The 17,440-nt window shown below is 55.8% G+C and carries 16 protein-coding genes; 2 read left to right on the top strand and 14 right to left on the bottom strand.

The features are described 5' to 3' along the window. Positions 1–480 precede the first annotated feature (480 nt). The 7 genes from rodA to EXQ56_03420 form a co-directional block, all read right to left on the bottom strand. A complete protein-coding gene (gene rodA, locus EXQ56_03450) occupies positions 481–1,530 on the bottom strand; it encodes a rod shape-determining protein RodA (protein ID MSO19507.1) in 1,050 nt (349 codons plus the stop codon). A gap of 113 nt (positions 1,531–1,643) precedes the next feature. Continuing rightward, complete coding sequence (gene mrdA, locus EXQ56_03445; protein MSO19506.1) at positions 1,644–3,722, bottom strand: penicillin-binding protein 2; 2,079 nt, start codon at positions 3,720–3,722, stop codon at positions 1,644–1,646. A 64-nt stretch (positions 3,723–3,786) separates the two neighbouring features. Continuing rightward, positions 3,787–4,308: a rod shape-determining protein MreD gene (gene mreD / locus EXQ56_03440; GenBank protein ID MSO19505.1), complete on the bottom strand. Its 522-nt coding sequence runs from the start codon at positions 4,306–4,308 to the stop codon at positions 3,787–3,789. Positions 4,309–4,346: 38 nt separating this feature from the next. Beyond that, positions 4,347–5,126 carry a class I SAM-dependent methyltransferase gene (locus EXQ56_03435; protein MSO19504.1) on the bottom strand — a complete coding sequence of 260 codons (780 nt, stop codon included), beginning with the start codon at positions 5,124–5,126 and terminating at the stop codon, positions 4,347–4,349. A 32-nt stretch (positions 5,127–5,158) separates the two neighbouring features. Next, positions 5,159–6,307: a DegT/DnrJ/EryC1/StrS family aminotransferase gene (locus EXQ56_03430; GenBank protein ID MSO19503.1), complete on the bottom strand. Its 1,149-nt coding sequence runs from the start codon at positions 6,305–6,307 to the stop codon at positions 5,159–5,161. Continuing rightward, positions 6,282–7,364, bottom strand: a complete 1,083-nt coding sequence (locus tag EXQ56_03425) for an NAD-dependent epimerase/dehydratase family protein (GenBank protein MSO19502.1) — start codon at positions 7,362–7,364, stop codon at positions 6,282–6,284. Before EXQ56_03425 ends, EXQ56_03430 begins: the two co-directional genes overlap by 26 nt. Before the next feature lie 137 nt (positions 7,365–7,501). After that, on the bottom strand, positions 7,502–8,242 hold the full coding sequence (locus EXQ56_03420; GenBank protein MSO19501.1) for a glycosyltransferase family 2 protein: 741 nt from the start codon (positions 8,240–8,242) through the stop codon (positions 7,502–7,504). A 259-nt stretch (positions 8,243–8,501) separates the two neighbouring features. Here EXQ56_03420 and EXQ56_03415 point away from each other — a divergent pair, with 259 nt between their 5' ends. Then, positions 8,502–9,296 (top strand): hypothetical protein, encoded by a 795-nt coding sequence (locus EXQ56_03415; GenBank protein MSO19500.1) that lies wholly within the window; start codon positions 8,502–8,504, stop codon positions 9,294–9,296. A 291-nt stretch (positions 9,297–9,587) separates the two neighbouring features. After that, on the top strand, positions 9,588–10,862 hold the full coding sequence (locus tag EXQ56_03410) for a hypothetical protein (GenBank protein MSO19499.1): 1,275 nt from the start codon (positions 9,588–9,590) through the stop codon (positions 10,860–10,862). 93 nt (positions 10,863–10,955) lie between these two features. Here EXQ56_03410 and EXQ56_03405 read toward each other — a convergent pair whose 3' ends face one another. From EXQ56_03405 to EXQ56_03375, 7 genes are all read right to left on the bottom strand, one after another. After that, positions 10,956–11,213, bottom strand: coding sequence for a histidine kinase (locus EXQ56_03405; GenBank protein ID MSO19498.1), 258 nt, complete (start codon positions 11,211–11,213; stop codon positions 10,956–10,958). Between the two features lie 67 nt (positions 11,214–11,280). Next, positions 11,281–12,195, bottom strand: a complete 915-nt coding sequence (locus EXQ56_03400; protein ID MSO19497.1) for a phosphoribosylaminoimidazolesuccinocarboxamide synthase — start codon at positions 12,193–12,195, stop codon at positions 11,281–11,283. 272 nt (positions 12,196–12,467) lie between these two features. Further along, positions 12,468–12,773, bottom strand: a complete 306-nt coding sequence (locus EXQ56_03395) for a hypothetical protein (protein ID MSO19496.1) — start codon at positions 12,771–12,773, stop codon at positions 12,468–12,470. 69 nt (positions 12,774–12,842) lie between these two features. Further along, positions 12,843–13,862 (bottom strand): hypothetical protein, encoded by a 1,020-nt coding sequence (locus tag EXQ56_03390; protein ID MSO19495.1) that lies wholly within the window; start codon positions 13,860–13,862, stop codon positions 12,843–12,845. Positions 13,863–13,969: 107 nt separating this feature from the next. Continuing rightward, positions 13,970–14,803 (bottom strand): ABC transporter substrate-binding protein, encoded by an 834-nt coding sequence (locus EXQ56_03385; protein ID MSO19494.1) that lies wholly within the window; start codon positions 14,801–14,803, stop codon positions 13,970–13,972. 214 nt (positions 14,804–15,017) lie between these two features. Further along, positions 15,018–16,685, bottom strand: coding sequence for a carbamoyltransferase (locus EXQ56_03380; GenBank protein MSO19493.1), 1,668 nt, complete (start codon positions 16,683–16,685; stop codon positions 15,018–15,020). Between the two features lie 68 nt (positions 16,686–16,753). Continuing rightward, positions 16,754–17,344, bottom strand: a complete 591-nt coding sequence (locus EXQ56_03375; GenBank protein ID MSO19492.1) for a dTDP-4-dehydrorhamnose 3,5-epimerase — start codon at positions 17,342–17,344, stop codon at positions 16,754–16,756. Positions 17,345–17,440: the final 96 nt, after the last annotated feature.

The following is a 17,440-nucleotide window of genomic DNA, read 5'->3' as shown; positions in this document are numbered from 1 at the left end:
CTGGGGGATTCCCGCCAACCTCAGGACCGCAAAGGTTTGGACACGGCTGGATACGGGACGCGGCGCTCAGCGTTGCAAAACAAATTGAGCGGACCATGGCCGGGACTGCCAAGCGGAACTTGCATGTGAATTGTTGAGTCGAAATTCCGTTTGGTCTCAAGATATCTCCGGCGCGTTCGGCCTATTCGAATCCGCTGAAAATCACTCTAAGCAAGAGGATTCGCGTTTCCCTACCTAAAACTACATACCAGCTTGTCAAAACTGTTTCTGGAGCCTTTCAGGATCTCTACCCGCCTTGCGGGACAATCCCGTCGCTCAACTTGTAATGCCTGACGGAGGCGCACCACGAACACTTTCGAGGGGAACTCCGCCGATTGATTCTTCTTCCTTTAATTCAAAAATCTTTATAGTCAAACTACTGTCTCTAAAAACTGGGGTCCCGTTCACTCCCAAGGGTTGCCCCTAACGGACGCAGAACCATTAATTCACAAAGCGACGGACTTGCACACTACCTGCCAGGCCCATCGCCATCCAAGTAAATAACACCGATGACCCGCCATAACTCATCAGAGGCAAAGGAATTCCAGTAACTGGCATATAACCAATCACCATCCCCGCGTTGACCAGGATCTGAAACAGAAGTATCCCAGCCGTACCCCCAATGATATACATCCCCGCATTATCCGGGGCGGTCTCGGCCGTCCGCAACAACCGCATCAACAAGGCAAAATAAAGTACAAGAGTTAATAATACACCGGCAAAGCCATGTTCTTCGCTAAAAGCTGCAAAAATAAAATCGGTGTGGGCTACCGGCAGAAATCGCAGTTGCGTCTGAGTGCCCTGCCCAATGCCTTTACCCCAAATCTCCCCAGATCCTATGGCGATTCGGGACTGCATGACCTGATATCCAGTGTTCTTGGGATCAGCCTCAGGATTTAGGAAGGTGGCTATGCGATTCTTCTGATATGGTTTCAGAAAGTGGTAGCCAACCGGCAATGCAAGCACTCCGGCCAAAACGATAATGGCAAAGTAGCGCAAGGGGAAACCTGCCAGGAACAGCACCGCGATGGCGATCGGGATCAGCGTCAAGGCGGAACCCAGGTCGGGCTGTCCGGCAACCAACAGGAACGGCACTCCCGCCGCTGCGGCAACCTTGGCGGCATCCTGCCAGGAGACTTCCCGGGAGTCTTGCTCGCTGAAGAAGCGCGCCAAAAGCAGGATGAGTCCAAACTTGGCGAATTCGGAGACTTGGAAACTCACGCCCCCCATGCGAAACCAGCGGCGCGCACCGGCGATTTCGATGCCCACCACCAGAAGCGCGGCTAGAAATCCGAGGGTAGCCAGATAGAACCATGGAGCATAGTTCAACAATGAGTGGTAATCAATGCGGGCAACAATGAACATGACTACGATGCCGATGCCGATCCACAGCATTTGCTTCTGGTGGGCCCCCGCAAACGGCGTGTTCCATGTCGTGCTGTATATCTGCAGCACGCCAAGCAACGAGATGGACAGCAGGATGCCGAACATCGTCCAGTCAAAATCCCGAAATGATATCGATCGAGTGGACAAACTTTCTACTCACTTTCATAGCCATCGCGGCTGCTGGATCACAGTTCTATCCTCGCTCTACCGGCTCCCATTCATCCTGAGTTGCCACCACTGATCATTAGCGCTGCGGGGGACGCAGCCGGTTGCGGACTTGCGGCAACGGGAGCTGGATTTGCAGGAGGCAACACCGCAGGCACAGGCGACGGCGGAAGTGGCAACGATGGCAGGGGCACGGAAGGGCTGGTCGCCGGCGCTGCGGAACCTGGAGCAGATTCTGGAGCAGGTTTTGGAGTGGCGTTCGGAACGGGAGCCGGCCTGGCCTGTGTCAGGGTGGAATTTACAGACGGAGGCTGGAGTCCCTTCTTCTTATCAAAGTAGGTCTTGATGACGTCACGGGCCGCAGGAGCGGCGGCAGCGCCATGTTCGCCACTCTGGTAGAGAACCGCCACCACAATCTCCGGATTGCGGCGCGGCGCAAGACCAACAAACCAGGCATTGTCGCGCAAATCTAGTCCCTTGCCCCCGCCCTTGGCTAGAGAGAGGCTGGCCACCTGCGCCGTACCTGTCTTGCCTGCGATATCCAGTCCCGGAACTCGAGCGCTACCGCCGGTGCCGCCCTGGTTCACGACGGCATAGATAGCATCGGTAACCACCTGCACGGTTGCCTCGGCTAAGGGTACCTCGCGGCGGCCACTCGGCTGGGAGTCTGAGCTGATAGCGGAGGGATGATTCAATGATCGCAACTCTGCGATTGAAACCAACCGGGGGCGGTTGAAGACGCCGCCGGACGTAATGCCCCCTACGGCATAGGCTAACTGTACGGGTGTTACGGTCAAAGCGCCTTGCCCGATCGCTACGGAGATCGTCTCGCCCGGATACCAGGGTTCATGAAACTGCCGCTCTTTCCATTGAGGAGACGGTACAGTCCCGGACTCTTCATTGGGGAGATCAATCCCCGTCGGCCGGCCCAATCCAAATTTGGTCGAGTACTCGGCCATGCGCTCGATGCCTAAATCCTTTCCGAGATTGTAGAAGAAGACATCGCAGGATTGGGCCATGGCCCGGATAATGCTTACGCTGCCGTGACCCTTGGCATTCCAGCAGCGGAAATAGCGACCGTAGAAGGTTCCACCGCCACCACAGTAGTGTGATGTATTGCTATCAATAACCCCTGTTTCCAAACCTGCGGTGGCCATTAGAATTTTCTGTACCGATCCCGGAGCGAGCTGTGCTTGTATGGCGCGATTCAGGAGAGGATTGTCCGGATCGCCAATAATCTGATTCCAAGCCTGTGTAGAGATTCCGGTCGCAAATAGGTTGGGGTTGTAGTCCGGACGGCTGACCATGGCCAGGACTCCGCCGGTTCGTGGATCAAGCGCCACAATGGCGCCGCTGTCCTCGTGGAAGCTAGCTTCCGCAACTATCTGCAAATCCAGGTCGATGGTCAGTCGCAAATCCTGACCAGGCATCGGAACCAGCTCATCAAGCACCGCAGCTTCGCGCCCCATGCTGTCTACCACCACCCGCCGGAACCCGTCTTCGCCCCGCAGCAAATGATCGTATTGGCGCTCGATGCCGCTCTTGCCGACAATCGCGCCCAGCCGCATTAGTGCCCACTCGGGTTGATCCAGATCACGATCAGAGATTTCACCAACGTAGCCAATCATGTGTGCTGCCATCCCATCAGAGGGGTAGTTGCGGCGGGGAACGGAAAGCATATCCAGTTCTGGATACTCACGGCGATGGGTTTCCAGAAATGTGATCTCGGTTCGCGTAGCATTTTCGAGCAGGACAATATGCCCGTAAGGATTCTTGTTGCGGGCCACGGCGACACGGGATTTCAGGACTGCAAGATCAATCTGAAAACCAGCCGCGATTCCGGGCAGATGCGATTCAAATGAATGTTTGGAATCGGTCTGAGCAATGATGCTGAAGGATGGGTAGTTGTCGACAATCACTTTACCATTACGGTCGAGAATTCTGCCGCGGGGTGCAGGCGTGGGCAAATTTTTGATGGAATTCTGATCGGAAAGTTGAATGTAGAAGTCCGGCTTGAGGATCTGCAAACGCCAGAAGCCGCTGATCAGGAAGACGAAAACGACAACCGTGCCCCAGCGAAACAGGATGAGCCGGTTTTGCGTGAATCGCGGCTCCCTTTCAAGCAAGGGCATCTTGGTATAACACTTTCTATTTCAGTATATTGCGAGCTTCATTACTAGCAAGCAAGCAGTCGGTCTAGGTTTGTCGCCGAAATCGGTCCGACAGTGAAAACAGTAGCACACCAATTACGCTATTTACAATAGAGGCGACCAGCCTGACGCCAATTTCCACCGGGATCGGCGAGTGTACCAGAAGCAGGCTCATCAGTACCAGCAATAGATAGTTCAGCCAATAAGAAACAAAAGAGATAGTGAAACGAAAGCCGCGGCTATCCACGTCAAATCGAACGCTCAAGAAGGTAGTAACATATCCGATAACCGTCTTTACAATTCCAATCATCCCCAGCGGACCCCGAGTGAGCGAATCCTGCGCGATGCCGATGATCGAGCCAACCAGCAGACCGCTAATCGCATTGCGACGCGTCAAACCGTAGTAAACAACCACCAGCAGGGGAAAGTCCAGGTAACGTGTCGAGGGCAGGGGAATCGGCAGATAGGATTGCAGAGCCAACGCGAATACTGCAAGCAAGCAGAGGATGATTGGATTGACCCGGTAGATTTCTACTTTGGAGTCGCGAGTGGACGAATACAGAGCCATATCAATTCCACATGGTAGTACATCGCAGCCGCCAGCCGTTATAACTTTTCATTTCCGGCCACAAAATTCGCAGGCGGCTTTTTCGCCACCACCATCCAGGATTGGCCGAAGGGAAAGCTCCAACCACGCCGCAAAAGCGCTGCCTCAGAATGCAGCACTGCGGCGAGCGTTCGATTGATCCACGCGGGCGGAATCACTCCCACTCCAGACTGCGGCGGCGCCTGCGTGAGAGGCTCCCAGACGCGAAACTTCAGCAGCGCGACAGGAGACAGGAAGGTGTTCGCATAGGTACTGCGCAGCGGGCGCATCCCTGAGGCCTCGATCATGCGGAGAATCTCGGGACCCCGATAGCGGCGGCGTTCGGCCACAAACTGCGAGTGCCGGCTACGTAGCGCGTGAAACGCCGCCGAGCGCAGGTAAAGCAATCCGCCAGGCCGTAGCACCCGCGCAAATTCCTGCATGGCCTTTTGATCGCCACCCTCGGGGAGCACTGGAAGCACATCGATAGAGCTCAGAAAGTCCAGGCTGCCGCTGGGAAACGGCAACTCCATCGTCGAGGCGGCCAGAGAGCGCAGGAACCCGCGCTTACGCGCATATTGAATGCCCAGCGGCGCCAGATCCAAGCCGAACATGCGCAGGCCATAGGCAGACTGAAGGCTCTGGGCGTTAAAGCCGGTGCCGCAACCAGCGTCCAGCCCTAAGAGCAAGTCGCGTGGCATCGCCGGATCAAGAAAGGCCTTGGTGATGGCGCGCATTCCGTCATACCACCAGAACTCTTGCTCGGTTCGGAATATGTTGTGCAGCTCTTCTGGTGTCATGAAATATCGTGTGGCAATGCCTGCGTGATTAACTACTTTCGAAAAAAATCAGCAACTGCACGAACCACTCGCCCAACATCACGGCGCGAAAGAAAGGGGTGCATCGGCAACGAACATATTTGCTGGACGGCGAGTTCCGAATGTGGGAAATCCCCCGGCGCATAGCCAAATCGGCGGAAGGCCGGATGCAGATGCAGCGCGTGTTCATAGTGTATCCCCGTTTCGATCCCACGACTTTGCAGAAACGTCCGCAAGGAATCTCTGCGAGTACGCGGTCGGCGCGCTTTCCATGCAATTCGTACAACATATAAGTGGAAGAATGACCGGCTTCCGGCAGCTCGGGCGATCGGCTTTATTTCATCTATCTGCAGCGCGCCTATTAATTGGTCGTAGAGCGCAGCCAATTCCTCGCGGCGGCGATTCCATTGCTCCAGTTCAGCCAGGTGCAGCCGCAGAAATGCAGCCTGCAATTCATCGAGCCGGCTATTAACAGCCTCGACCCGGGCCACGTGGCTGCCCGCTCGCCCACCATCCCGAATGAGTCGCGCGCTGTGCGCCGTTTCGGCGCGGTTCACCACCAACGCCCCTCCATCGCCAAGCGCACCAAGATTCTTGGTGGGATAGAAGCTGTAGCAGGAAAGGTCGGAATATTCGGCGATAGGCCGGTCGCGATAGAACGTGCCGTGGGCCTGCGCGGCATCCTGTATGAGCGGCACATGGGATTTGCGAGCCAACGTTCCCAGTGTCTTTAGATCGCAGGCCTGCCCATAGAGGTGTACTGGAAGCAGCGCCGCCGTTCTGGCATTCATAGCTCTGGACACTAGTGCGGGATCAATCAGCAGCGTGCCGGGATCGACATCGGCGAAAACGGGCCGGGCCCCGGCGGCAACGATGGCATGCGCAGTGAAGGACGCCGTCAGCGGAGTCGTGATTACTTCCTGTTGCTGACCCGCCATTACCCCGCTGAGTTTCAGCGCAATCTGCAACGCATCGGTTCCGTTGCCGACAGCCACGCACTCACACGCCCCGCAATAGCGCGCGAATTCGCGCTCGAATGCAGCAACTTCCCTGCCCAGAATCAACTGGCCGCCGGACAGCACGCGCACCAGCGCCTGCTGATAACGGCGGCGCCTGGCGGGATCCGCAAGCGGAAGGTTAAGAAATGGGAGGCTTGCCGGCATGGAGCCTTTCAGAGATTCGGGGTCTGAAAAAATCCAGCGTTCGCTTCAGGCCATCTGCAAATCCAACGCGCGGTGCCCAGCCCAACTCACAACGGGCACGCTCCGTGTTTTGATAAAAATCGCCAATATCGATGGCTTTGCTTTCTTCTGGAAATGGGACGGTTCGCGGTTCCGGGCCGTCAAAAACGCGTGCCAGTTGCCGCGCAATGTCGATCAATGAAATGGGGGTGGGATTGCCAATATTATACACTGCGCTGGCCAACGGCCCCGCAGCGCCAGCGCGCAGAAAAGCGTCTACGGCATCGTCCACATAGAGCATGCCGCGCACTTGGGTTCCGTCGCCAAAAACCACTAATTGTTCACCAGTCGAGGCAATGCGCATGAAGGAATCAATGAACCCACGGCAATCCTGGTGAATACCCTGTCGCGGTCCGTAGATATTCCCGAGGCGCAGGCTGATCGTCCGCACTCCGAACTGATTCCGCAACAAAGAGTGATAACCCTCCGCCGTCAGCTTATGCACGCCGTTATAGTCCACAGGGTTGATGGGATGCAGCTCATCAACACCCAGATAGCGCGCGCTGCCATAAACCTGGCGCGAACTGGCATAAACGATGGTGGCCGAAGGATTATGCAGGCGGCAAACGTCGAGAAACGAAAGTTGAGCGGAGGCGTTCAGACTCAGGTCGCGTTGCGGATCACGCATACTGCTGATGTGGCTGATCTCGCCCGCCAGATTGAAGACAATGCGCTGCCCTTCAATTAGCGGGCGCATCGCAACGGCATCTCGCATGTCCGAGAATGAGAGTCGTATCTTATCGACCGCTCCATCTAGATTTGCATGATGCCAGCCACAACCCGGCACAAGGGAATCGATAACGGTTACGTTTGCACCCAGCTCCACCAGCCGATGAACCAGATTGCTACCGATGAATCCACAGCCCCCGGTAACCAGAACCGACAAGCCCCTGTAATATGAATCCAGGGAGGACTCCCGCCAATACGTTCTTTGGGGGTCATCCTGTACCGATATTGGATCGTGTTTTTTGAACATCAATTACTCGAATGTGGATAGCCCCCGGGGCCCCGATCCACAGACTCCATCACGCAAGGATATGCCATCGCAATGAATGCGATGGCAAAGACAAAGATATCAGAAACCAGGATTGCTGTAACGGAGGAGCAGAAGCAAGATTACTTTATCGTGGACTCAGGCAATTCCTGCGATAAAGGCCGGATCGGGGAAGACCTCTTCAAGAAAAGGCGGACAAGCTGCAGGAGGGTTTCCGTTACGGCTCGCAAGCGGAAGAACTGGGAACTGCCCACCAGTCGCGGATAATGATGCACAGGAACTTCTGTGAGCCGACAGCCGAGTCGCTGCAGCTTGTGAACCATCTCCACACAGATCACGCCGGAGTCAGATTCCAAATGCGCCTGATTCAAAAGTTCGCGGCGGACCAGCCGGAAGTCACAATCTACGTCCCGGACTTTCAATTGAAATGCCAGCCGCACAAACCGGTTATAGACCTTGCCCACCACGATGCGATACAGCGGATCGTGGCGCTTGATTTTATAACCATTCACCAGATCAATCGAGCTGGTCATTTTGGCAAGCAGCAGACTCAACTCGCCCGGATCGTACTGGCCATCGCCGTCAGTATAGAACACCAATTCCTTGCGCGCGGCCTTAAAGCCGGAACGCAACGCAGCGCCGTAGCCGCGATTTTTCGGGTGACGAATAAAGTGAAGGCGTGGGCCTAGCTCCGCCTGGGTTTGCTCCAGAACAGCCGCGGTGTCATCCGCGCTGCCATCATCCACTACGACAATCTCGAAGTCACGTCCAGTGGCTGCAATCAGGTGGAATGTCTTCTTGACTAGTTGGCCAATTGTACCCGCATCATTGTATGCGGGAAAGACAGCAGAGATTCCTTCCAAACCTCACCCCCGTATCCCCATCAACTAAACTGCGCTAGCCTACCATAAAGTTTACAGCTAAGGTAACCCCCTAATTATCGAAAATGCCAGATGGGCAATACCTGTTGTGGTAGTGGCTACTCCTCCCCCATCTGTTGGGGTTTCTTCGCGATTGAGCGGCCAATCGTGCGCATTCAGTGCTAGCATCAAAATCGGAGTGAGCCACCATAGTTGGATTCAGCCCGCAGGCTTGCCTTTTAGTTTAGCTAAGTGATGTTTCATGCCAGAACCTACCAATCTGGATTTGCTGCGGCAAGCACGAACCGCCAGTGGCCCTGAGCTGGAAATCTTGCTATACAGCCAGGTACAAGAGGTTCTGGACACCCTTCTCGATAACCCCGGCCTGCGCGAGCCGCATCTGTTGCTTCTGCTTTCGCGACGAGACCTGCCACGCAAGACCGTTACCAGCATAGCGAAGAGAGTCGAGTGGATGCGTAGCTACGCCATGAAGGCAGCCGTGTTGAAGCATCCGCAAACGCCTCGCCACTTGGCGCTGCCGCTCATAAAATTCCTATTTCTTTTTGACCTCATGGAAATCGCCCGAACGGCGGGAGTTCCCCCTGACTTAAGGCGGCTGGCCGAAGACGCCATCTTGGCGCAACCTCAGGGCATCGCACTGGGGCAACGCCTGACCCTGGCGCGGCGGGGTTCGCACCGCATCGCGGCGGGGATGCTGCTCGACACGGAACGCCGGGTAGTGGAAGCCGCTCTTGAAAATCCCGCGATGACCGATGCTGCATTAGCGCTGGCTCTATCCATGGAGAAGGCGCACCCTGTCCTGGCCGCGGCTGTCGCCGAAAGCAACAAGTGGATGCGGCGGCGCTCCGTGAAGTTGGGCCTGTTGCGGAGTAAGCATCTCTCGCTAGCGCGTTTTGCCGCGCTGCTCCCCGATCTTACCACCAGCGAGTTGGCAGACCTGCGGCAGGATCCCAGGCTGTCTACCAATCTGCGGAATTATGTTGATAAGCTTATAAACTCGAAGCAAAAAGGCAGAGCCTTGCCCCAATCACGGTAGCTCGACCCAGCGACCAGCCAGGCCACCCATTTACTATCCCAGGAGGAGCCTAGCCCTTGCAATGGCAGGAGTCCCTGCTTCACCGCTCAAGGCAACGCTATTTATTCTGCGGGCATCTGTTAATATTGATGAGAACCGGCGAAAGGGTTGCGGCGAGGCAGCCTTTGACGAACCGCAAAATAACTATTTCCGCTCCACGCGATCTATGTTAATTTTTTGGTGGAAATCAGCCCCCCATGCCGGGGTATAGTAATTCGGATATCGGTAATCCAGTTGAAAGGAGTAATTAGGATGATGAAGGGTAAATTTTTACTTCGCTTGGCCATAATGACTATCCTGCTGGGAGGTGCCTTGGCAGTCCGGCCTGCATGGACGCAGGCGCCAGCACAGGAAGCCTCGCCATGGAAGGACCGTGCCGAGTATGACGCCTTCAATGCCATTGCTCAGTCTAAGGATCCCGCACAGATAATCCAGTTGTCGGACAAGTACACGACCGACTACCCGGAGTCCAAGTTTCCGGACAAGATTTTGGAGATGAAGCTCGGCGCCTATCAGGCAACCAATAATGCCGCCAAGATGCAGGAGACCGCTGAGAAATTGCTCACACTCACGCCGAACAATCTGCGCGCACTGATTCTGCTCAGCTACATGTTCCCACGCTCGGCCAATCCTTCGGCTCCCGATTTTGACGCCCAACTCAGCAAGACCGCTGCAATCGCGGTAAAAGGCGTGGCTGCGGTTGATGCCATGCAGGCTCCTGCAGGCGTGGCGCCTGAGCAGTTTGAAAAACAAAAAGCACAGTCGGCAGCCATCTTCCATCAGACTGCCGGATTCGTCGCCTTGCAGAAGAAGGAATACGAAAAGGCACAGACAGACCTGAAACGAAGCGGCGAAACCAATCCGAACGACGCTCTGAATTTCTACTGGCTGGGATTAGCGCACTTGTCTCCCAAGCCCTCAAACTATGATCAAGGTATTTGGGCTTTGTCCCATGCGATATCCGTCGCCGGGCCCGGCGCTCTTCCAGAGGCGACCAAGACCAGCGTGAAAGACTATCTGACAAAAGTCTACGATGCCCGCCACGGCGACACAGAGGGCTTGGATGCCGTGCTGGCACAAGCCGGCGGCGCGGCATTCCCGCCCGCTGACTTCCACGTGAAAAGTATGGAAGAAATGGCACCTCCACCGGAGCCGGAACCAGAGCCGGTGAAGGTGCGCGAACTGACGGTTAAGCCTGAGGACCTGGAAACCTTCGACGACATTCGCAAGCATCTTCAGGCGGGTGGAGAGAAGGAAGCCGACACTTGGACGCTTCTGAAGGGAGCGTCGTTGCCGCTACCGGGCCGAGTGGTCTCGTCCACCCCTGCCACCGCTCCGCGCACGCTTATGCTGGCCGTCTCGGCAGACGTCGCTGTCGTGGACGGCAAGCATGATCTGGAGGTTAGCCTGACTGCGCCTGTCCGCGCTTTGAAGAAGGGCGAAGACATCATGGTGGAAGGCGTAATTGATTCCTACACCGCCAAGCCTTTTGTCCTGAAGATTACTGAAGCCAAGATCACCAAATAGGATTCACAGCATACAATAAAAGAGCCTTCCTGAACGCTTGCTATTCAGGAAGGCTCTTTTGTTTTCAATAGAGGCACAAAATCAGAGGGGAAACTATTTGGGGCGCTTGGCGCGAGGAGCCCGAGAGGCCTTGGAGCGCGATCCGTTCCGCGCGGCGAGGTGGTATTCCTCCATCTTCCGACCGAGCGTGTTGCGGTGCATGCCGAGTGCCTTAGCAGCCTTGGATTGGTTGCCGCCGGACTGCTCCAGAACCTTGCGAATATATTTTTTCTCGAACTCCGACACCGCATCCTGGAAGAAGACTCCCGTCTCCACCATCTGCGCGATCAATTTTTCGATCAGGTCTCTCACGGCAACTCCTCTAATGTTTCTGCTTCCTGCACAATCCCTATCAACATCCTTGGCCCCGGCGTGATCCCTAGGCCAACTCACGGCCCGTCAATAGACTGAATATTTCCAGATATTTCTGGGTGGTCTTCGCGACGACGTCGGCTGGCAATTGCGGCGCCGGCAGCTGCTTATTCCAACCAATCGACTCAACATAGTCGCGGACAAACTGCTTGTCATATGAGGGCTGCGGTCCGCCGGGCTGATACTGCGCCAGCGGCCAGTAGCGCGAGGAGTCCGGAGTAAGCGCCTCATCGATCAAAATCACTTTACCCTCGCTGCTGCCGTCTTCCGTGCCAGACTCAATTCCAAACTCAAACTTGGTGTCGGCCAGCATCACGCCACGATCTCGTGCATAGGCGGATGCCTTCTGATAGAGAGCAATGCTAACGTCGCGCAAATGGGTGGCCAAGGTCTTGCCCGTCTGACTGACCATTTGCTCGAATGAGATATTCTCGTCGTGTCCAGACTGCGCTTTGGTGGCGGGCGTGAACATCGGCTCATTCAGCCGGTCGGATTCTCGCAGTCCTGTTGAAAGAGTGATGCCTGCGGTTTGCCCGCTGGCTTTATATTCCTTCCATGCCGAGCCCGAAAGGTATCCTCGCACCACGCATTCAATCGGTATCGGCCTGGCCTGCTTGACGAACATCGCGCGGCCATCCAGTTGATCGGCGAACTGCGGAAACGGTGCTGGAAACATTGCCGGGTCGGCCGTCAGCAGGTGGTGCGGAATGATGTCCTGCAACAGATCAAACCAAAAAATCGACAACTGCGTCAACACTCTCCCCTTTAGAGGAATTGGCGTGCCGAGGATGCAGTCGTAGGCGGAGATGCGATCGGTGGCCACCATGACCAATCCGCCATCGGCACTGTAGATGTCGCGCACCTTTCCCCTTGCGACCGGCTGGAGGCCGGGGAAAATAGTCTGTGTCAGTACCATGCTCATCAGGGACGCGTCCTTAATCGTAAAACCCACGGGCACAACTTTGTTGCTTAAATTGGAGAAGAACTGTACTCGATTTGAGCGGGGACCATTCTATGCCAGGACGGCTCGCAATGAACACGAAAAATACATCCTATTTTTTAGATGAAAAAAGTGGATTTTGGGACTTGATGTCACCAAAGTTCCGTGATTGCACAGTGGGGGAAGTATTGCAGAAAATGCTTGCGAAAAATGTCCCTTTGCGTTTGAGGGCGGTCCATTTTACGGAGATTACATCACGAAGAAAACAGGCCGCGCACTTTGCCGAGCACTCCCTTGGGCCGCTCCGTCAACTTCACCAGCTCGCCATCATCAAGGAAGATGCCCCGGCAGGACGGGCAGATATCCACGGAAATGGATTCGAGCGTCTCTTCGTGCAGCTCGGTCCCGCACTTCGGGCAATGCATGTAGTGCAGTTCCTTCAGCCTCTTTTTCTCCCCGTCCGCTATTCCCGCCGCACGCTTCACTTCCGCGTCCAGACGCTTCTGGGCTTCCACCCGCGCAAAATATTCGTTCTCCGGCTCACTCGGCTTCTCAATCATCGCTTTCTCCTTCTTTGCAAATTCCTGGGGGGATCGGCGGCCCCGCTCCCTCTTACTAGTAGGTGCCCGTTAACCACGAAAGCTGTTGCGAATCGCCACCAAATGCTTAAGCTTCGCCAGCGCGTGATCGCGCGGTAAGGACCCCAGCCCAGCCGACGGACTCAGGTAACACTCCGCCGCACGGACGTTGGGCAGAATCTTCGCGAGCGACTCCGCTACCGCAGCCGTCTCCTCCAGTATCGCATTGCCACCATCCAACAAACCCAATCCCAATGGCTTGGCAGGTCTTGCGGCGGCAACCTGATCGACCAGTTTCGGGCGGCAGGTAAAGTCGAGAGCCAGTACATCAGCCGGCAGAGCAAGCAGATCACCAAGAATTGGTCCGGGGTCGCCAAGAAATACGTTTAATACCAACTTGGCGCTTCCCTTGGCGCTAGCCAATCTACGCCAGCACGCAGCCATAATACGCAGATCGTTAGGCTGGCGGTCCTTAAGGATGGCAGGTTCGTCAATCTGGATGACGGTGGCGCCGGCGATGGCCAGTTCGCGAACCTCGCATACCAACGCCTCATTGTAGTCCTTGACCAAACGCGCGAAATCCTTCTGATAATGTGGATCAAGGACCAGGGAATGTCGCGCAATAGTCAGCGCGCCGGTCATGACCGGCTTTACCGGCCTGGAGCTGGCTGCACGGGCCATCTCGAATTCCGGGCGCAGTACAGGCACTGCCCACGCAAACGGACCACGGATCACTGGCTGGCGAATATATAAATTGGTATCAAAAAAGCGCAGTGAGCCGTTGATCGCAACGTTCGTCAATTTTCCAGCCACGTGCGAGATGGGGTCATACCAGCGAATCTGTCCATCGGTAACCAGATCGAGACCGCTATCAGCCTGATCTTTGATGGCCAGTCGAGTGAGCATATCCTCGGTGGCGCCCATCTCTGTGGCACCCATCTCTGTGGCGCCCAGCTCGGCCTTGGCCCTCTTTCCGCTGTCAACCTGGGCGATAGTCTGCCGCCGCAACGAGCATTCCGGCGTTGCGTCGATTCGGGGGTAACTGCCCGCGTTCGTAGCAATTAATTGCATCTACCAGCTATCTGTTCCGTCTTGCCCTTGCACCAATTTCGTCTTGAGCAATTTACATCGCGCACAAAGGCAGCCACCGCAACGCATACGAACTCATGCTCAAGAACCTAGTATTCCACGGCTGGCCGGTTGGGAATCAACCCGCGTTCAAAGGCCAGATCGAAAAGCTTCCCGATGCCCTTCTTCCCGTCATCGCCGTATTTCAGCGTGTACGAGTTGACGTACATTCCCACGAAGCGATCCGCCAATTCTGTTTCCAGGTCCCGGGCAAATTGCATGGCGTACGCCAGAGCTTCCTGGCGGTGGTCAAGCGCGTATTGCACGCTATCATGCAGGAGGCGGGCCATCTCGGCGCGCAGTTCAGGAGAAAACGTCCGCCGGATGCCATTGCCCCCCAAGGGCAGTGGCAATTGGAACTTTTCCTTCCACCACTTTCCCATATCCAGAACACAGTGGGCAGCTTGCCGCCGGTAGGTGAGCTGACCTTCATGAATCAGCAAGCCAGCGTCCACACTGCCTTCCTGCACCGCATCCAGTATCTTATCGAAAGGAACCACCACGGGCTTAAAATCCGGCTCGTAAATCTTCAAGACCAGGTACGCGGTGGTCAGCAGGCCGGGCACGGCGATCTTCTTTCCGCGCAGGTCGGAAGCCTGCATGGAAGAGCGCTGCGAAACGACCATCGGACCGTAGCCATCGCCCATGCTCCCACCACAGGGCATTAAGCAATACTTATCCGCAACGTAAGGATAGGCATGGAACGAGATGGCGGTCAGATCCCAGACCCCCTCGTGCGCCTCCTGATTGAGTTTCTCAATGTCCTTCAACGTGTGCTGAAAGGAGAGCGTGGGGGAGGTAACTTTGTTCGTCGCCAACGCATAGAACATGAATGCGTCGTCGGAGTCCGGGCTGTGGGCAATCGTAATTTCTTGTTTAGACATGGGTTTTGCTTAACTGCTTTCTTGTTCGTATGAATCGGGTCACTGACGCGCCGGCATTAGGCCACGGAGCAACGCAGCCCTTGTTACATGGCCAGCGATTGATGGCCCCACCAGTACTCTGGCAAAAGCTGTGCCGAAAGTCTCTATTGTACTGGGTTTCCGTGCTGAAGAGCCAGTTCAGATTACATTTTCTTGACTGCTTCTCGACGCGAACCTACTTGGCAAGACTAAATGGACCGATCATCAGATGGTCAAGTCCCGAGCAGTAGAAGCTACGAATAGCGTCGCGGGGAGAACATACCATTGGCTCACCGAATAGATTGAAGGATGTATTGAACAGCACCGGAACTCCGGTGGCTTTTCCAAAGGCATCCAGCAAATCCCATAAATATCGATTGCTGGTCTTGTTAACAATTTGCACTCGAATGCGATTCTCCATTGTTCCCTCGGTGGACCCTGGCTCGGACTGCGTCACCAACAAATTGGATGCAAACCGATCAAGATGCTTTTGCTTCACGCGTCCCACCGAAGTCAGGAACCTCGCCGATCCCGAGAATTCAAAGTATTCCGACGCAGACTCCTCGGGAACGGCGGCGGCGAATGGCCGGTATTTTTCACGATGCTTTACGTACTGATTCAGGTTCTCGTTAACGTATTGACCCAGAGGCGAAGCCAGGATGCTCCGTGCTCCGAGCGCGCGTGGGCCGAATTCGGCGCGTCCCTGAAACCAGCCCAGTATCCTGTCGCCCTTCAGGACATCCACCGCGGCGGTGATTATATCCTTACGCTGCGGCAAGTAGCGAAAACTGAGTTTCGAGTTTTCCAGCACGTCCTTGATCGCTTCATCGCTAAACTCTGGGCCGAAAAACAAGTGATCGAGAGGCGTGCGGGAGGCGAGGCGCAAATGCGTGTGCGCGCAATGGAGCGCCGCGCCTACGGCGTTACCCGCGTTGCCCGCGGCTGGCTGAACAAATACACCACCAAACTTTGTGGAGCTTTCCAGATGACTGATCAGCAGAGAGTTCAGAGCGACGCCACCGCCCAGGCAAAGATTTTCAGATTCAGTCCTCTGAAGGTGGGCTCCCACCAGCAACTCCACCGTTTCATTCACGACCAACTGAAGACTGGCGGCCAAGTCGACACGCTGTATCTCTGTGAATTCTCCTGAAAGCGGAAGCTCGCAGGCCTCGAAAAACTTGCCGGCAAATCCGCCGCGCGCTCCCTCGCCGGCAAGCAAGTAGCTCTGATCCACACTGAGCAGCGCACCCGGTTGCATTGCAAGGATGTTCCGAAAGACTTGGGCGTAGCGGGGCGTGCCGGCGGTGCTCAACCATTGCAGTTTGTGCTCTTCTCCGAACGAAGCAAATACCGCCAGTGCCGCGACACGGCTAAAGAGATTGCCCAGCGAGTCCGGGAATGTGGCATCGGAGAGAGGTTCGATATCGAGACCGCTGCCCAGTGATAGACTGGCGGACTTTCCGTCGCCCGATTCATCCAGTACCAGCACCAAAGCTCGATCAAATGGAGAAGGGTAGAATGCTGCCGCGGCGTGGCAGGCGTGATGATCCACAAGGATTACTTTTGCCGAAGAAAATTCCGTCTTCAGCCACGCAGGAATCCATGTCTCCGCCGATTGGGACCCGCGCGCACGGTCCCTGAGGGGACGAGCCACGGAGACAAACTGGATATCAGCAGCACGCAAGCCAGCTTGGTCAAGACAGTATCGAATCGCCTGTTGCGGAAGCCCGTGAGTCCTGCGCACGCGCGAGAGCTTCTCTTCCTCAATGGCGGCTACCATGCGACCGCCTTGCAGCAATGCGGCCGCAGCATCATGGCTGCTGGCGGAAACTCCCAAGATATTCGGCGAAGTTGCCTCGGGCATAGGTACGGGGAAATACGGACAGATCAAATTTGAATAGATGGCTTGCTGAGCCGCCCTTTTAGACTGGCTTACTTTTTCTGCGTATCCCAGTCGTAATTAATGTCGGGATCATTCCAGGAAATGCGCCATTCGTCGCTGGGATCATAGAAACGATCCGTGGCATAAACGAGAAGTGCGGGATCGGGACCAACCACTTTATATCCGTGCCCCACGCCCGGGGGAATCAATATCTGCAACGGGCGGAGCACGCCCGAGTAGATGGTGTTGGTCTGTCCAAATGTGGGTGAATCCACACGCAGATCGTAGAGGACCACCTGCATCAGTCCCAATACCGGCGTCCATAGATCAGTTTGGCGCAGATGAAAATGAATCGCTTTGATCGTTCCGGCATAAGAGAGCGCGGCGGAAACTTGTAATTCTTGCGCTCCCGCCAACTCGCTGGCCAGCCCCTTGCCAACACGGAAAACTTCCTCGAAATATCCGCGGTCGTCGGGATGTATGGCCAGGGCTTCCAGCAACACGCCGGAAATTAATTTTGGCGACCCTGGAGCTGAGATCACCGCGCCTTGGCTGCGCTCACCATGCAGCCGAACGGCCAAATTAAGTTTTTCCGATTGGGCAATGGAGCGGATGTCCGCCCGCGGCGCTGTTTGAATCATGGTCGCTTGGCCCCCGCACTAGAGTAAATGACCTGTAAATCCGCAAGAATTCATCCTACCACACGGCGACACATGTGAGCCGTCCCGCTCACGTCA

The organism is Acidobacteriota bacterium (genome assembly GCA_009691245.1).
Lineage (GTDB): Bacteria > Acidobacteriota > Terriglobia > 2-12-FULL-54-10 > 2-12-FULL-54-10 > SHUM01.
Note: the sequence above shows the minus strand (reverse complement) of the source record. Positions and strands in the feature narration are given on the sequence as shown.

What these genes read in the sequence shown, in the direction of transcription:
- rodA (MSO19507.1), bottom strand. Translation starts at nt 1,530, where the DNA reads ATGTTCGGCATCCTGCTGTCCATCTCGTTGCTTGGCGTGCTGCAGATA.
- mrdA (MSO19506.1), bottom strand. Translation starts at nt 3,722, where the DNA reads ATGCCCTTGCTTGAAAGGGAGCCGCGATTCACGCAAAACCGGCTCATC.
- mreD (MSO19505.1), bottom strand. Translation starts at nt 4,308, where the DNA reads ATGGCTCTGTATTCGTCCACTCGCGACTCCAAAGTAGAAATCTACCGG.
- EXQ56_03435 (MSO19504.1), bottom strand. Translation starts at nt 5,126, where the DNA reads ATGACACCAGAAGAGCTGCACAACATATTCCGAACCGAGCAAGAGTTC.
- EXQ56_03430 (MSO19503.1), bottom strand. Translation starts at nt 6,307, where the DNA reads ATGCCGGCAAGCCTCCCATTTCTTAACCTTCCGCTTGCGGATCCCGCC.
- EXQ56_03415 (MSO19500.1), top strand. Translation starts at nt 8,502, where the DNA reads ATGCCAGAACCTACCAATCTGGATTTGCTGCGGCAAGCACGAACCGCC.
- EXQ56_03410 (MSO19499.1), top strand. Translation starts at nt 9,588, where the DNA reads ATGATGAAGGGTAAATTTTTACTTCGCTTGGCCATAATGACTATCCTG.
- EXQ56_03400 (MSO19497.1), bottom strand. Translation starts at nt 12,195, where the DNA reads ATGAGCATGGTACTGACACAGACTATTTTCCCCGGCCTCCAGCCGGTC.
- EXQ56_03395 (MSO19496.1), bottom strand. Translation starts at nt 12,773, where the DNA reads ATGATTGAGAAGCCGAGTGAGCCGGAGAACGAATATTTTGCGCGGGTG.
- EXQ56_03390 (MSO19495.1), bottom strand. Translation starts at nt 13,862, where the DNA reads ATGCAATTAATTGCTACGAACGCGGGCAGTTACCCCCGAATCGACGCA.
- EXQ56_03385 (MSO19494.1), bottom strand. Translation starts at nt 14,803, where the DNA reads ATGTCTAAACAAGAAATTACGATTGCCCACAGCCCGGACTCCGACGAC.
- EXQ56_03380 (MSO19493.1), bottom strand. Translation starts at nt 16,685, where the DNA reads ATGCCCGAGGCAACTTCGCCGAATATCTTGGGAGTTTCCGCCAGCAGC.
- EXQ56_03375 (MSO19492.1), bottom strand. Translation starts at nt 17,344, where the DNA reads ATGATTCAAACAGCGCCGCGGGCGGACATCCGCTCCATTGCCCAATCG.